Genomic DNA, 13,722 nt, shown 5'->3' with positions numbered 1-13,722 from the left:
CCTGCTTTGTCTTTCAGACTTGTTGGCAAGGCTTCTACCACCATTTGTCCGGCTTGGCCACAAACCCGGCGCTGCGCTCAAGCGCATAGGCGGAAGACAGCAAATCGGCCTCTTCCCAGGGCCGCCCGATCAGCTGCAGGCCCAGCGGCAGACCCTTGCGGTCCTGCCCCGTGGGCACCGCGATCCCCGGCAGACCGGCCAGGTTCACCGTCACCGTGAAGACGTCGTTGAGGTACATCGCCACCGGATCCGCATCCGTCATCTCGCCCAGACCGAAGGCGGCAGAAGGCGTCGCAGGTGTCAGGATACAGTCGATGCCATCCGCAAAGACCTGTTCGAAGTCGCGCTTGATCAGGGTGCGCACCTTGCGGGCACGGTTGTAATAGGCGTCATAGAAACCGGCCGACAGCACATAGGTGCCGATCATCACCCGGCGCTGCACTTCCGGCCCGAAGCCTTCGGCGCGGGTTTTTTCATACATCTCGGTGATGCCGTCGCCCTGGTCCAGCCCGGCGCGGTGGCCATAGCGGACACCATCGTAACGCGCGAGGTTGCTGGAGGCTTCGGCGGGTGCAATCACGTAATAGGCGGGCAGCGCGTATTTCGTATGCGGCAGCGAGATATCAACGATCTCGGCACCTGCGTCCTTCATCATCGCAATGCCGTCGGACCAGAGGTTTTCGATCTCTTCGGGCATGCCATCCATGCGGTATTCGCGCGGGATGCCGATCTTCTTGCCGCGGATGTCGCCGGTCAGCGCCGCTTCGAAATCGGGCACGGGCAGATCGGCAGAGGTGGAATCCTTGGGATCATGGCCACACATCGCCTCAAGCATGATGGCCGCGTCGCGCACGGATTTTGTCATCGGACCAGCCTGATCGAGGCTGGAGGCAAAGGCCACGATGCCCCAGCGCGAACAGCGCCCGTAGGTCGGCTTGATCCCCACCGTGCCGGTAAAGGCCGCAGGCTGGCGGATCGACCCGCCGGTGTCGGTGCCGGTGGCCGCAAGGCAGAGGTCCGCCGCAACAGCCGCCGCCGACCCGCCCGAAGAGCCGCCCGGCGTCAGTGCCGTATCGTCATTGCCGCGCCGCCAGGGGTTGACCGCATTGCCGTAGACAGAGGTCTCATTGGACGAGCCCATGGCGAATTCATCCATGTTGAGCTTGCCCAGCATGACGGCGCCCGCGTCAAACAGGTTCTGGCTGACCGTGCTTTCGTATTGCGGCAGGAACCCCTGCAGGATGCGCGAGCCCGCCTGCGACGGCACGCCCTTGGTGCAGAACAGATCCTTGATCCCGATGGGCAGGCCACACATGGCGGGGGCATCGCCCGCTTTCAGGCGCGCATCCGCAGCTTCGGCCTGCGCCATGGCAATCTCGGGCGTGTGATGGACAAAGGCATTCAGCGCCCCTGCCCCTTCAATCGCCGTCAGACAGGCCTCTGTCAGGGCCTTCGACGTGGTTTCACCCGCGCGCAGGGCATCGCGTGCCCCGGCCAGTCCCAGTTTGTTCAGATTACTCATATGTCTGTCCTGATCTCAAAAATGGGCTCCGCCCGTTCGTGGCTGAAACGCTCCCCCGGAGCGTTTCCCGGACGCCGCTCACTCCACCACCTTCGGCACGACAAAGAACCCTTCGCGCGCATCGGGCGCGTTTTTCAGCACGTCGTCCTGCAGATCGCCGTCCGTGACCACATCGGCGCGCCGTGTCAGGCGCTGCGGGGTGACCGAGGTCATCGGCTCGACCCCTTCCACATCAACTTCGCTCAATTGTTCGATAAAGCCGAGGATGCCGTTGAAGTCCTGCGCCAGCGCGGGCAGCGCTTCGGGATCGACCTTGATCCGGGCCAGTTTCGCCACGCGTGCGGCGGTGCTCTCGTCAATTGACATGAACGCTCTCCATCTCTTTGCGGCTCATGTACCCTTGCTGCCCTTCCCTCGCAAGGGCGCGGCCCGCCCATCTGCGGCATCGGGTCAAAAATACCTCCCCAAATCCATTTGGCGCGCTAGTCTTGCTGACAAAGCAGACATGAAGACATGAAGACAAAAGGAGAATTGCATGAACATCCTATGGCTGGGCCACGGGTCCTTTCGCATCGAGATCGAAGATCAGGTGATCCTGATCGACCCCTGGCTGACCGGCAATCCCATGATCGAAGAAGCGCAGTATGACGCGGCGCTTGCCGGTGTGACCCAGATCCTGGTGACCCACGGGCATGGCGACCATACCGGCGACCTCGACATGGTGAGCAAGCGGACACAGGCGCCGATGGCCGGGATTTACGAGCTGATGGGCTGGTTCGCGGAAAAAGGCATCGGAAACACCACCGGCTTCGGCAAGGGCGGAACCATCAGCTGCGGCAAGGTTGCCGTCAGCATGGTGCCTGCATCCCATTCATCCTCGGTCGCGACCGACAGCGGCCCGGTCTACATGGGGTCCGAAACCGGCTTCATCCTCAAGGGCGAAGGCCATGTCATCTATTTCTCGGGCGATACCGGCATCATGGCGGACATGGACTGGATCGGGGATTACTACAAACCCGACATCGGCATCCTGTCGGCGGGGGGCCATTTCACCATGGGCATGGCCGAAACCGCCTATGCCGCCAAACGCTACTTCGATTTCAGGACGGTCATCCCCTGCCACTACCGCACCTTCCCCCTGCTGGAGCAGGATGCAGCGGCGCTGGCCAAAGGCCTGCCCGGTGTCGATGTGATCGAGCCGCAGGTGATGCAGGCGATTACTTTGTAGTCCACTTCAGCGTGGCATCCGGCGCTTCGGCGCCGGTGCCCTGCCCATAGATGACACAGCCCTCGTCCCCCTCAAACACCAATTGGGAATAGCGCCGGTCGGATGCCTCCCGCAGGGCCTCCGTCTGGAAGGTCGCGCAGACCTTGAACGCCTGCGGCCCAAGGCGGGTAAAGCGGTAGGGCGCGCCGGTGGCCGGGTCGGTCAGTTCGGGTGCCTGCTCAAAACCCGAGCAATAGCGCGGCGCGTTGCTGCCCTCGCTGTCCTCTTCCCGTTCCAGCAGACAGCGATGATAATCCCCCAGCGTCCGCAGGTCGGCGGCGCGTTCGTTGTCATAACGCTCCATCCGGGCATAACCCGGACCGCCGGCAACCATGAACCCCGCGATCAGCCCGCCACCGACAATCGCCAGCAGGACAACAAGCAACAGCCGGTTCACGCCGCATCCCCTTTGCGGATGTCGGCAAGGTAGAACAGAAAGATCAGCCCGGCGATGACAGCGACAACCAACGCCTTGAGGAAGAACTGCAAGGTGAAATCACCGCTGAGAAAGGCATAGATCACCGCCACGCCATCACCCAGCAGGGCCGCTGCCGACAAGAGCAGCGTCAGATACATCAGCCAGCGCCGGATCGCGGAACGGTAAAGCGCCGGATCATCGGCCAGCTTGCCCCGCTCGCGCAGCGTCAGCCAAAGATAGACCGGTGTTGTCACGATCAGCACCGCCATCGACCAGCGAATGCGGCCGGGCCAGCGGTAGCTGTCAGTATCAAGCCAGAGGTCGATCAGCGCATGGAACAATTGCACAAGATAGACCGCGCCAAAGATCATCACCCCGAAGGTCAGCGCATAGATGAAGAAATCGCGCGCCGAGACCGTCGCCTGCGGGCGCGGCACCGGCGGGGAAAACCGGGTCTCGGCCCAGGCATCCAGCGCATCCGCCACTTCCGAAGGGCTCCACCCGCTGTCGGTCAGCGCCTGCGAAATCTCCGCCCGGGTCTTGCCCGATGACAGCGCATCGCGCACGAAACGCGACAATTGCTTGTTCACGGCCATTCAGTTCCCTTCCCTTTTTTGCGCGAAAAACGCCTTGAGCAATGCTTCGGCGGCAGCGGCATCAATGCCGTCATAGACCTCCGGCACATGATGGCACTGCGCATGGGCAAAGACCCGCGCGCCCTGCGCGACACCGCCCGACTTGGGGTCGGATGCACCATAGTACAACCGCGCAATCCGTGCCGATGCAAGGGCCGCGGCACACATCGCGCAGGGTTCCAGCGTGACATAGAGGTCATGACCCACCAGCCGCTCCGACCCGAGCTGCGCACAGGCCGCACGGATCGCCAGAACCTCGGCATGGGCGGTCGGATCATGCAATTCGCGGGTGCGGTTGCCGGCCTGCGCCACGACCTGCCCCGCCCGATCCACGACCACGGCACCCACAGGCACCTCGCCCCGCGCAGCGGCGGCGCGCGCCTCTGTCAATGCCAGATCCATGAAAGAGCGAAACGTCATGACCCACCTTGGCTGCAAAAGCCGCTCTTTCGCAAGCGACGCAAACCCGCTAAGCGGAAGCGATGAACACGTCAACGCCATCCGAACCGCCCAAGGGCGACCGCATCGCCAAGGTGCTTGCCCGCGCAGGCGTCGCCTCGCGCCGTGAAGCCGAACGCATGATCGAGGCGGGCCGGGTCAGCGTGAACGGCGCGCAGATCATGTCCCCCGCCCTGAACGTCACCGCCAGCGACCAGATCACGGTGGATGGCAAGGATGTCTCGGCCCCCGAACCGCCGCGCATGTGGCTCTATCACAAGCCCATCGGGCTGGTCAGCACCGACCGGGACGAGAAAGACCGCCAGACCATCTATGACGCCCTGCCCGAGGACATGCCGCGGGTGATGTCGGTGGGCCGGCTCGACATCAACTCCGAAGGGCTGCTGCTGTTGACCAATGACGGCGGCATCAAGCGCAAGCTGGAGTTGCCCAGCACCGGCTGGCTGCGCAAGTACCGGGTCCGGGTGAACGGACGCCCGGAAGACAAGACGCTGGAACCGCTGCGCCGCGGGCTGACAATCGACGGCGAACGCTTTCAACCGATGACGGTGACCATTGACCGGCAGCAGGGCGCCAATGCCTGGCTGACCGTGGGCCTGCGCGAAGGCAGGAACCGCGAAATCCGCCGCGCGATGGAGGCAGTGGGCCTGGCCGTGAACCGCCTGATCCGGGTCAGCTATGGCCCGTTTCAGCTGGGTGAGCTGAAGGCCGGAGAGGTCGAGGAGATCCGCCGCAAGATCGTGCGCGATCAATTGGGGCTGGAACTGGCGGATGACAGCGGCACGGCGGCGAAAAAGCCAAGAACCCTGCAGCGCCCGCAGCGGAAGAAACCGAACCGTCCACCGAAGCGCTGACCGATTTTTTTGAAAAAAACGGACCAGACTTTTTGAAAAGTCTGCCTCCTTCCTGCAACCCGACGGCGAAAATTCCCCGTCACAGGCAATTCACATCCCGCCGCTAAATCCCTAAGACAGCACCGAAACCAAAGCGGGGGACGCCATGACCGATCTTTTGACCATCGAGAACCTGGGCAATCTGCTGGTGCTGTGCTTCCTGCAGGCCGTTCTTGGCTTTGACAACCTTCTCTACATCTCCATCGAAAGCCAGCGCGCCCCCGTCGCCCAGCAGGCGGCCGTCCGCAAATGGGGCATCGTGATCGCCGTGGCCCTGCGCATCGTGCTGCTCTTTGCCATGATACGCCTGATCGACGCCATGGCCGACCCCTTCTTCGTGCTGAACTGGGAGGGCGTGCTGACCGGCGGGGTCAATTTTGCCACGCTGGTCTTTGTCATCGGCGGTGTCTTCATCATCTATACTGCCGTCAAGGAAATCAGCCATATGCTGGCGCTCGAACATCTGGGCACGGACCTGGATGCGAAATCCGGCAAATCGGCGGTGCAGGTCGTGATGCTGATCGTCTTCATGAACCTGATTTTCTCATTCGATTCCGTGCTTTCGGCACTGGCGATCACCGATGTCTTCATCGTTCTGGCCACCGCGATCATCCTGTCCGGCCTGGCCATGCTGCTGCTGGCGGACCGGGTCACCGCCTTTCTGGAAACCAACCGCATGTACGAGGTCCTGGGCCTGTTCATCCTGCTGATCGTGGGCATTGTCCTGCTGGGTGAATCCGGCCAGGCCGCCGCCCATGCCATGCATGACCCCGACCTCGCCCTGCGCTTCTTCGGATATGAGGTCGTGCCGATGTCGAAAACGACCTTCTATTTCTCGGTCATGGTCCTGGTGGCGGTCGAAGTGATCCAGTCCGGCTATACCCGCAAGCTCAACGCCGAACGCCGCACCGCGGCGCGGCACTAGCAAGGTCAGGGGAAACAGCCTATGTTCGTCGCAGTGAGGTCGGTATGGGCAGATTGTTTCTTTTCGCGCTCGCTGTGGGCGTTATCATTGCCATTGTTGTCATTCTGGCATCAATCTGGAGCAATACAGTGGATCAGGGCCGCCGCGCCCTCCGGCCTTTCTTTGGCCCGACAGAGGATGGTATGATGGCCCCCAACGGTTTGCAGAAAGTCGCCTATGTCGCGCTGATCGCCCTGCTGCTCGGCACCGCCTCCGGCCTGCTGGGGGGGCTCTGACCATGGCAAAACGCTTTGGCGGCAAATACAGCCCCGACGATGCGCCGGGCAATGCCGCGGCCCCGACACCACGCGCAAGGATCACCGTCGATCCCGTGGGCGGGCGTGCCAACATCCTGTTCGTGCCTCCTGTGGTGCTGCTGGCCACAAGCTTTGGCGGCGGGGCAAGTGGCCTGACCCTGGGCATGATCGGCGCGGGCGTGCTGGCGCTGGGGGCCTGGCTGCTGCGCGAAGGGCTGCGCGCCGAGGCCGCCTTTGCCGAACGCAAGGTCGCGCGCCGTCCGGCCCTGCCGCGCAAGATTTTTGCCGCGGCCGCCGCCGGCCTGGGCACCGCGCTGGCCGTTGCCGCGCACCAGAACGGCCTGTCGGAGATACTGGCGCCCTTGCTCTTTGGCCTCTGCGCCGCCGCGCTGCACCTGGCCGCCTTCGGCATCGACCCGCTGAAATCCAAGGGGATGGAAGGCATCGACACCTTCCAGCAGGACCGCGTGGCCCGGGTGGTGGACGAGGCCGAAAAGACGCTGGCACAGATGACCGACGCCATCGCCCGCGCCGGCGACCGCCGGGCAGAGGCGCAGCTGACCCAGTTCCAGGACGCCGCGCGCACCCTGATCCGCACCGTCGAGGAAGACCCGCGCGACCTGACCGCGGCGCGCAAGTACCTCAGCGTCTATCTGCACGGTGCCCGGGATGCGACCGTGAAATTCGCCGATATCTACGCCCGGACCCGGGACAGCCAGGCACGCGACGACTACCTCGCGCTGCTCACCGACCTGGAACAGAACTTCGCCGCCCGGACCGAGAAATCGCTGCTCGACGACCGCAGCGACCTGACTGTCGAAATTGATGTGCTGCGTGAGCGGCTGTCGCGTGAAGGGGTCCGGCTCAAATGACCTGCGCCCTTCATCCAACCCTTCAAGGAAGCCCTGTATATGTCTGATTCCGTTCGTGAAAAAGCAACTCAATCCCGCAGCATGGTCGAAGAGGTAACCGCCCTCGTCCTGCCCGAACCCGCCGATGCCAACGCGGTAGTCTCGCTGGAAAAGGCAGACAAGCCCCTGGGCGACGAGATCAGATCCCGCATGGCGGAAATCGACATGAACGACACCCAGTCGATCGTCTCCTTCGGCTCCGCCGCGCAGGCGGAACTGCAAGAGATCAGCCAGGCGATGCTGGCCGATGTGCGCAACAAGGACGTGGGCCCCGCAGGCGACAGCCTGCGCAGCATCGTCAGCACGATCCGGGGCTTTTCGGTCTCTGAACTGGATGTGCGCCGCGACCGCAGCTGGTGGGAAAAACTGCTGGGCCGCGCCGCCCCTTTTGCCAAGTTCACCGCCCAGTTCGAAAAGGTGCAGAGCCAGATCGACCGCATCACCGACAACCTGCTGAGCCATGAGCACACCCTGCTCAAGGACATCAAATCGCTGGACATGCTTTATGAAAAGACGCTCCAGTTCTATGACGAACTGGCGCTTTATATCGCCGCGGGCGAGGCAAAGCTGGCCGAACTCGACAGCACCGTGATCCCGGCCAAGGAAGCGGAGGTGAAAGCCGCCGCCGAGGACGATCAGGTGATGGTCGCCCAGGAGCTGCGCGACATGCGCGCCGCCCGCGACGACCTTGAGCGCCGGGTCCACGACCTGAAACTGACCCGCCAGGTGACCATGCAGTCGCTGCCCTCCATCCGGCTGGTGCAGGAGAACGACAAAAGCCTGGTGACCAAGATCAACTCGACCCTCGTCAACACCGTGCCGCTGTGGGAAACCCAGCTGGCACAGGCGGTGACCATCCAGCGCTCTGCCGAGGCCGCGGAAGCGGTCCGCGAGGCCAATGACCTGACCAATGAACTGCTGACCTCCAACGCCAGGAACCTGCGCGAATCCAACAAGGTCATCCGCGAGGAAATGGAACGCGGCGTCTTCGACATCGAAGCGGTCAAACAGGCCAACGCCGACCTGATCGGCACCATCGAGGAATCGCTGCAAATCGCCGACGAAGGCAAGGCCCGCCGCGCCGCCGCAGAGGTGGAGCTCAAGGAAATGGAAGCCAGGCTGCGCGACACGCTGGCCTCTGCCAAGGCGACCAAGACCGGCCTCGGCGACAGCGCCTCCACCAGCGTGCCGGGATAGAACCACGGTGCGGCGGCGAACCGAAATGCTGAAATGGGGTCTGGCGGGCGCATTGTCCGCCAGCCTGTTGGCTTGCGATGTCGCCGCCCCGGTCGAACCCTCGCTGAAACCACAGTCGCGCCCCGCGCAGGCTGCCGCCGCCATCCCGCCTCAGGTCGCGCAGCCGACCTCACAGAAAAGTGCGGCGCTGCGCAGCTATCTCAACCAGGTGCAGGTGGCACAGCTCAGCCAGGGGTTGCTGCGCCAGGATGGCGGCGGCCTCGACACGCCCTATACCGCCTCCGTGCTGGCGCGGAACTTTGAACAGATCGCGTTTTTCAACGAATATGACGGTGCCTTTACCGGCCGTGGCGGGGCCAGCCCCCTGCGCCGCTGGGCGGGCCCCGTGCGGATGGAAGTGATCTTTGGCGACAGCGTGCCACCCTCCCAGCGCAAGACCGACACGGAAGATGTCCGCAGCTACGCCCGGCGTCTGGCGCAGGTCACCGGCCATCCGGTCTCCACCGGCGGGCGGCCCAACTTTCTGGTTGTCATCGCGTCGGAAGACGACCGCGCCGCGACCCTGGCCTCGATCTCCAGGCATCTGCCCGGCATTTCGGCCAACAGCCTGCGCGCCCTGCGCGACATGCGCCGCGACACCTATTGCGCTGTCGCCGCCTATGCCGCTGGCCCCTCGGCCAATACCTATACGGCGGCGGTCGCGGTGATCCGCTCGGAAAACCCCGATCTGCTGCGGCTCAGCTGCATTCACGAGGAACTGGCCCAGGGCATGGGACTGGCCAACGACAGCCCCGCCGCGCGCCCGTCGATCTTCAACGATGACGATGAATTTGCCCTGCTGACCCGTCATGACGAGTTGCTGCTGAAGATGCTCTACGATCCGCGCCTGCAGATCGGCATGAACGCGGCAGAGGCCCAACCCATCGTGCGCGAAATCGCCGAGGAACTGGCAGGCGGGCCGGTCTAGGGACATTTCTAGGGACATTCCGGCCAGGGACACTGCCCTTCCCTTGAAGCGGGCCCGCGCCCAAAACACCCCATCAGTCGCACCAAAGGTGCGCCACAGAAAATCTGGCGCGCCAATGACAGCTAGGCGTGGCGCGCTTTCTGCCGCTTGTAGTATCGCGCCGACTTCGCGCGGCTTCCGCATGCTGCCATGCTGCACCACCGGCGCGCGCGTCCACGTCCGCGATCAATGAACAGCCAGGAACACCGATCACAGTTTCTCATCCGGGGCAGATCATCGCTTCGCAGCAGATCCTCGGTTGCAAGGGCGATCCGTTTCACCGGAAGCGCCAAGTCGGTCTCGATGACGGGCGCACTCCAGGCATAGCTCTGGGTTCCCTTTTCAAGCCGCGCATCAAGCAGCGCGTCGCGAATGACCTGCATCACCTGGCGGCGCTCTGGTTCCGGCCATATCTCCCCCGCCTGTTCCGCCATCAGACAGGCATGCAAGACTTCACGAAACGCCACCACCGCTGCCAAGGCCGCACCGGCCTCTGCCGGATCATTCAGACCGAGGTTCCGCAAACCTGCCGCCTCGCCCGGGAAAAGCACTTCCGCAGCAACCGCCCAGTTCAGATACGCGCCATAATCCGTCAGCCGCTCGACACTGCGTTCCTTGCTTCGGCCAGCCACCGTGTTGACGAAATCAAGAACCGGATGACCTCCGACCAAATCGTCCTTTGTCCACGCGCTCTGATCCCATTCGCTCATTCCTCACCATAAAATATAAACTTGACGGTGTGAATAGCTTTGCTATCTCACCTACAAAGTAAATTAGAAGGTAAGATTGGAGGGCGCGATGGCTGGCTGGCACCTGGATGAACGTTACGAAACCTCGGCCGGTACGGTCGCAGCGGGCCGGACCGGCGACGGACCGGACCTGGTTCTTGCCCACGGCTGGCCCTGGTCCTCCTTTGCCTGGCATCGTGTGATCCCGGCGCTGGCACAGGACTTTCGCCTGCATTGGTATGACATGCCGGGCTATGGGAAATCCGCGAAAAGCGCGGATCAGCGCACATCGCTCGACGTGCAGGGCGAGGTCTTTGTCGAAATGATGGATCATTGGGGGCTGTCCCGCCCCCGCGTGGTCGCACATGATTTCGGCGGCGCGACAACGCTGCGGGCGCATCTGCTGCAGGGATGCGACTTTGAACGCTACATGCTGATGAACGTCGTTGCGATGCGCCCCTGGGGATCGGCGTTTTTCGATCACATGGGCCAACATGCCGATGCCTTCCAGGGATTGCCCGCCCATATCCATCGCGCAATCGTACAGGCCTATATCGAGGGTGCCCTTGTCACCGGGATTGCCGCAGAAGACCTTGCAAATCTTGTCGCACCCTGGCTGACCGAAGACGGGTCATCCAGCTTTTATCGCCAGTTCGCCCAGGCCGATGAAAAATACACCGCAGAGGTCGAACCGCATTTTGGCAAGCTCCGATGCCCGGCAAAGATCATTTGGGGTGACGCAGACCCCTGGATTCCCCTGGCGCGCGGCAAGGCCCTGCACAGGCTGATGCCCGGGGCGGCATTTGCCACGATGCCGGGCATTGGCCACTTGCCACAACTCGAAGCGCCGGAAGCGGTTGTCGATCAAATCAGAAAGTTCTTCTGACCAATGCCGCTCAGACGTGATACCGGGTTATTGGATCACCAATGAACGTATGGCGACCTTGCGCGGCTGGTTCAGTATGAAGAGGATCGCCTCGACGACCTCGCGACTGCACAGGGTGTGGTCCGGTGCCAATGCGTCCCAATCCGGGTCCAGGGGCGACTTGTCGTCAAAGTCTCCCGGAAAGACCGACGTCACCCGGACGTTCGTATGCTCAAGCTCCTGCGCCAGACCGTGAACAAACCCTGCCTGCGCTGATTTTGCAGCCGCAAAAGGAACCGATGCCCCGTCAAGCGGCCGATTGGGCAGGCCATTGGTCGACACCACGGTATGGATATCTGCATGTTCTCTTGCCCTCAGCAGCGGCAACAGGTGACGCGTCAGGATCAGCGCCCCGATCGCGGCCGAGGCGATGCAGGCCTGAATGTCGATGTCCGAGACCTCCCCCATCGGCCCCGACAGCCACATGGCACCGTTGTGAATGAGCCCGTCCAGATCCTTGTGCTCTGCCGCCAGTCGCGCCCCGGCCTCTGTCGCGCTTGCGCTGCTCGCCAGGTCACAGGTCATCGTGACGACCTGTTGGCCTGTCTCCTCAAGGATGGCGCTGGCAACATCCTGAAGGGCCGCGCTGCTGCGCGCCAGCAGGACAAGCCGCGCCCCGCACCGGGCCATTTCAATTGCCAATGCAGCACCCAGCCCGCGACTTGCACCGGTGATGGCAAATTTCCGATTTGAGAGGTTCATGTTCTTCACCTTGTTCACGCATCTGCGGGTTCGATTGTTGTCACCCTAAAAGTTCAAGCTAACTTGAGGGCAAGCATAAACATGCCTGGCAACTATTTCCGCCTTGCCAGCGCGCCTGCGGGCGACGGTCGGCCGTCCCTGACAGGCCCCGTCCATTTTCCTTGTCCAAGGCGATCGTTTTGCGGTCGGACGGAACACTTTCTTAACGCAACAGGCCGCCCGGCGCATTCACATCTGCACGCAACAGACGATTGCGCATCTGCCCGTGCACGCATCCTGTACAGCCTGTGCAGGGGGTGTGCCCCGACTCGCCCAACAAAACAGGGCTGTCGACCATTCTGCCAGGGGGCGGGACCACCCCGCACCTTGATAACCCCCGCCCCGCACCATATCCTCGACCTGACATCCACTCCAAGGGCTGACATCATGGGCATTCTCGACTTCCTCTCAGGGCAATTCATCGACGTCATCCACTGGACCGACGACACCCGCGACACCATGGTCTGGCGGTTCGAGCGGGAGGGCCATGAGATCAAGTATGGTGCCAAGCTGACAGTCCGCGAGGGACAGGCCGCCGTCTTTGTCCACGAGGGCCAGCTGGCCGATGTGTTCACCCCCGGTCTCTATATGCTCGAAACCAACAACATGCCGGTCATGACCAGCCTTCAGCACTGGGACCATGGCTTCAAAAGCCCATTCAAATCAGAGATTTACTTTGTAAACACCACCCGTTTCAACGACCTGAAATGGGGCACCAAGAACCCGATCATCCTGCGCGATCCCGAATTCGGCCCGGTCCGCCTGCGCGCCTTCGGCACCTATTCGGTGCGGGTCAGCGACCCGGCCAGGTTCCTGACCGAGATTGTCGGCACCGATGGTGAGTTCACCATGGACGAGATCAGCTTCCAGATCCGCAACATCATCGTGCAGGAATTCTCCCGCACCATCGCCCAGTCCAAGATCCCCGTGCTGGACATGGCCGCCAATACCCGCGAGCTGGGCAAGCTGGTCAGCACCGAAATCTCGGCCACCGTCGCCGAATACGGGCTGACCATCCCCGAACTCTACATCGAAAACATCTCCCTCCCCCCCGCCGTGGAAGAGGTCATGGACAAGCGCTCCTCCATGGGCGTGATCGGCGATCTGAACCGCTATACGCAGTTCCAGGCGGCCGAGGCATTGGGCCGCGAGGGCGGCGCAAGCGATGCAATGCAGGCGGGTCTGGGCGCGGGTCTGGGCATGCAGATCGGCCAGCAGGCCGCAGCCAGCGCAGGACCATGGGGCACCCGCCCCGCCGGCACAGCGGCACCGGCAGGCATGGCCCCGCCCCCGCCGCCACCGGTGGAACATGTCTGGCACATCGCCGAAGGCGGCGAGACCAGCGGCCCCTACTCCAAGGCGCGCCTGGGGCGCATGGTGACCGAAGGCAAGCTGACCCGCGAAACCCATGTCTGGACCCCCGGTCAGGACGGCTGGCGGCGGGCCGAGGATGTGACCGAACTGGCGCAATTGTTCACGGTTCTGCCACCACCCCCGCCGCCCGGGGCCTGAGCCGACGGGCAAAAGTAGCTGCTGCACGTGCAGGGAAAAGCGGCGGGCGGGCCTGTGACACAGGACCACCTGTCGGAAGACATCGGAACCACGGTCATGGCCACCAGATCCGCCTACTCCGGCTTTCAGATCACGCTGCATTGGCTGATCGCCATCCTCATCGCCGCCGCATGGTTCCTGGGCGACGGCATGGGCCGTGTCCTAGGTCGTGTTGACATTCATTGTCGCCCACCCGTTTCAGTCCAAAATTGCTCAGTTCCAGGCAAGAGAGCGCAGGAATAGCCAGC

The 13,722-nt window shown here is 63.0% G+C and carries 16 protein-coding genes; 9 read left to right on the top strand and 7 right to left on the bottom strand.

Annotated features, from left to right (window positions below):
* Positions 1-34: 34 nt before the first annotated feature.
* Together gatA and gatC are read right to left on the bottom strand one after the other, a co-directional pair.
* The gene (gene gatA, locus PVW51_RS19270; RefSeq protein WP_274576866.1) at positions 35-1,522 is read right to left on the bottom strand and encodes an Asp-tRNA(Asn)/Glu-tRNA(Gln) amidotransferase subunit GatA; all 1,488 of its coding nucleotides are present in this window, start codon (positions 1,520-1,522) and stop codon (positions 35-37) included.
* A 78-nt stretch (positions 1,523-1,600) separates the two neighbouring features.
* Complete coding sequence (gene gatC, locus PVW51_RS19265; protein WP_274576865.1) at positions 1,601-1,888, bottom strand: Asp-tRNA(Asn)/Glu-tRNA(Gln) amidotransferase subunit GatC; 288 nt, start codon at positions 1,886-1,888, stop codon at positions 1,601-1,603.
* A gap of 169 nt (positions 1,889-2,057) precedes the next feature.
* Here gatC and PVW51_RS19260 point away from each other — a divergent pair, with 169 nt between their 5' ends.
* Entirely contained in the window at positions 2,058-2,750 is a 693-nt protein-coding gene (locus tag PVW51_RS19260) for a metal-dependent hydrolase (protein WP_274576863.1), read from the top strand.
* Here the strand turns inward: PVW51_RS19260 and PVW51_RS19255 are convergent.
* From PVW51_RS19255 to PVW51_RS19245, 3 genes are read right to left on the bottom strand one after another with little or no spacing between them, the layout of a single operon-like run.
* Positions 2,740-3,186 (bottom strand): hypothetical protein, encoded by a 447-nt coding sequence (locus PVW51_RS19255; protein ID WP_274576862.1) that lies wholly within the window; start codon positions 3,184-3,186, stop codon positions 2,740-2,742. The genes PVW51_RS19260 and PVW51_RS19255 overlap by 11 nt on opposite strands.
* Complete coding sequence (locus PVW51_RS19250; protein ID WP_114275885.1) at positions 3,183-3,803, bottom strand: DUF5671 domain-containing protein; 621 nt, start codon at positions 3,801-3,803, stop codon at positions 3,183-3,185. The genes PVW51_RS19255 and PVW51_RS19250 overlap by 4 nt, the downstream gene beginning before the upstream one ends.
* Positions 3,804-4,262, bottom strand: coding sequence for a nucleoside deaminase (locus PVW51_RS19245; RefSeq protein ID WP_274576861.1), 459 nt, complete (start codon positions 4,260-4,262; stop codon positions 3,804-3,806).
* Positions 4,263-4,324: 62 nt separating this feature from the next.
* On the opposite strand from PVW51_RS19245, the gene PVW51_RS19240 reads away from it, so the two are divergent.
* The 6 genes from PVW51_RS19240 to PVW51_RS19215 all read left to right on the top strand — a co-directional run bounded on the left by PVW51_RS19240 (position 4,325) and on the right by PVW51_RS19215 (position 9,490).
* Positions 4,325-5,155: a pseudouridine synthase gene (locus tag PVW51_RS19240; RefSeq protein WP_274576859.1), complete on the top strand. Its 831-nt coding sequence runs from the start codon at positions 4,325-4,327 to the stop codon at positions 5,153-5,155.
* Positions 5,156-5,300: 145 nt separating this feature from the next.
* Positions 5,301-6,119: a TerC family protein gene (locus PVW51_RS19235; RefSeq protein ID WP_274576858.1), complete on the top strand. Its 819-nt coding sequence runs from the start codon at positions 5,301-5,303 to the stop codon at positions 6,117-6,119.
* Positions 6,120-6,163: 44 nt separating this feature from the next.
* The gene (locus PVW51_RS19230) at positions 6,164-6,394 is read left to right on the top strand and encodes a hypothetical protein (protein ID WP_274576857.1); all 231 of its coding nucleotides are present in this window, start codon (positions 6,164-6,166) and stop codon (positions 6,392-6,394) included.
* 2 nt (positions 6,395-6,396) lie between these two features.
* Entirely contained in the window at positions 6,397-7,287 is an 891-nt protein-coding gene (locus tag PVW51_RS19225; RefSeq protein WP_274576855.1) for a 5-bromo-4-chloroindolyl phosphate hydrolysis family protein, read from the top strand.
* 39 nt (positions 7,288-7,326) lie between these two features.
* Positions 7,327-8,523 carry a toxic anion resistance protein gene (locus PVW51_RS19220; protein ID WP_274576854.1) on the top strand — a complete coding sequence of 399 codons (1,197 nt, stop codon included), beginning with the start codon at positions 7,327-7,329 and terminating at the stop codon, positions 8,521-8,523.
* A gap of 25 nt (positions 8,524-8,548) precedes the next feature.
* A complete protein-coding gene (locus PVW51_RS19215) occupies positions 8,549-9,490 on the top strand; it encodes a DUF2927 domain-containing protein (RefSeq protein ID WP_274576853.1) in 942 nt (313 codons plus the stop codon).
* A gap of 122 nt (positions 9,491-9,612) precedes the next feature.
* On the opposite strand, the gene PVW51_RS19210 is transcribed toward PVW51_RS19215, so the two are convergent.
* Positions 9,613-10,239 carry a CGNR zinc finger domain-containing protein gene (locus PVW51_RS19210; RefSeq protein WP_274576852.1) on the bottom strand — a complete coding sequence of 209 codons (627 nt, stop codon included), beginning with the start codon at positions 10,237-10,239 and terminating at the stop codon, positions 9,613-9,615.
* Positions 10,240-10,327: 88 nt separating this feature from the next.
* Between PVW51_RS19210 and PVW51_RS19205 the strand changes: the two genes are divergently transcribed.
* Positions 10,328-11,143: an alpha/beta fold hydrolase gene (locus PVW51_RS19205; protein ID WP_274576851.1), complete on the top strand. Its 816-nt coding sequence runs from the start codon at positions 10,328-10,330 to the stop codon at positions 11,141-11,143.
* A 27-nt stretch (positions 11,144-11,170) separates the two neighbouring features.
* On the opposite strand, the gene PVW51_RS19200 is transcribed toward PVW51_RS19205, so the two are convergent.
* On the bottom strand, positions 11,171-11,884 hold the full coding sequence (locus PVW51_RS19200) for an SDR family oxidoreductase (protein ID WP_274576849.1): 714 nt from the start codon (positions 11,882-11,884) through the stop codon (positions 11,171-11,173).
* Positions 11,885-12,310: 426 nt separating this feature from the next.
* On the opposite strand from PVW51_RS19200, the gene PVW51_RS19195 reads away from it, so the two are divergent.
* Positions 12,311-13,435, top strand: a complete 1,125-nt coding sequence (locus tag PVW51_RS19195; RefSeq protein WP_274576847.1) for an SPFH domain-containing protein — start codon at positions 12,311-12,313, stop codon at positions 13,433-13,435.
* The last annotated feature ends 287 nt before the right edge of the window (positions 13,436-13,722 follow it).

The sequence above is a fragment of the Sulfitobacter sp. PR48 genome, assembly GCF_028807335.1.
Classification (GTDB): domain Bacteria; phylum Pseudomonadota; class Alphaproteobacteria; order Rhodobacterales; family Rhodobacteraceae; genus Sulfitobacter.
This window is presented reverse-complemented; position numbering and strand designations above follow the sequence as displayed.

Coding starts and splice junctions, on each gene's coding strand:
- PVW51_RS19240 (WP_274576859.1), top strand. CDS start 4,325: ATGAACACGTCAACGCCATCCGAACCGCCCAAGGGCGACCGCATCGCC.
- PVW51_RS19220 (WP_274576854.1), top strand. CDS start 7,327: ATGTCTGATTCCGTTCGTGAAAAAGCAACTCAATCCCGCAGCATGGTC.
- PVW51_RS19215 (WP_274576853.1), top strand. CDS start 8,549: ATGCTGAAATGGGGTCTGGCGGGCGCATTGTCCGCCAGCCTGTTGGCT.
- gatC (WP_274576865.1), bottom strand. CDS start 1,888: ATGTCAATTGACGAGAGCACCGCCGCACGCGTGGCGAAACTGGCCCGG.
- PVW51_RS19245 (WP_274576861.1), bottom strand. CDS start 4,262: ATGACGTTTCGCTCTTTCATGGATCTGGCATTGACAGAGGCGCGCGCC.
- gatA (WP_274576866.1), bottom strand. CDS start 1,522: ATGAGTAATCTGAACAAACTGGGACTGGCCGGGGCACGCGATGCCCTG.
- PVW51_RS19200 (WP_274576849.1), bottom strand. CDS start 11,884: ATGAACCTCTCAAATCGGAAATTTGCCATCACCGGTGCAAGTCGCGGG.
- PVW51_RS19230 (WP_274576857.1), top strand. CDS start 6,164: ATGGGCAGATTGTTTCTTTTCGCGCTCGCTGTGGGCGTTATCATTGCC.
- PVW51_RS19205 (WP_274576851.1), top strand. CDS start 10,328: ATGGCTGGCTGGCACCTGGATGAACGTTACGAAACCTCGGCCGGTACG.
- PVW51_RS19210 (WP_274576852.1), bottom strand. CDS start 10,239: ATGAGCGAATGGGATCAGAGCGCGTGGACAAAGGACGATTTGGTCGGA.
- PVW51_RS19225 (WP_274576855.1), top strand. CDS start 6,397: ATGGCAAAACGCTTTGGCGGCAAATACAGCCCCGACGATGCGCCGGGC.
- PVW51_RS19235 (WP_274576858.1), top strand. CDS start 5,301: ATGACCGATCTTTTGACCATCGAGAACCTGGGCAATCTGCTGGTGCTG.
- PVW51_RS19195 (WP_274576847.1), top strand. CDS start 12,311: ATGGGCATTCTCGACTTCCTCTCAGGGCAATTCATCGACGTCATCCAC.
- PVW51_RS19260 (WP_274576863.1), top strand. CDS start 2,058: ATGAACATCCTATGGCTGGGCCACGGGTCCTTTCGCATCGAGATCGAA.
- PVW51_RS19250 (WP_114275885.1), bottom strand. CDS start 3,803: ATGGCCGTGAACAAGCAATTGTCGCGTTTCGTGCGCGATGCGCTGTCA.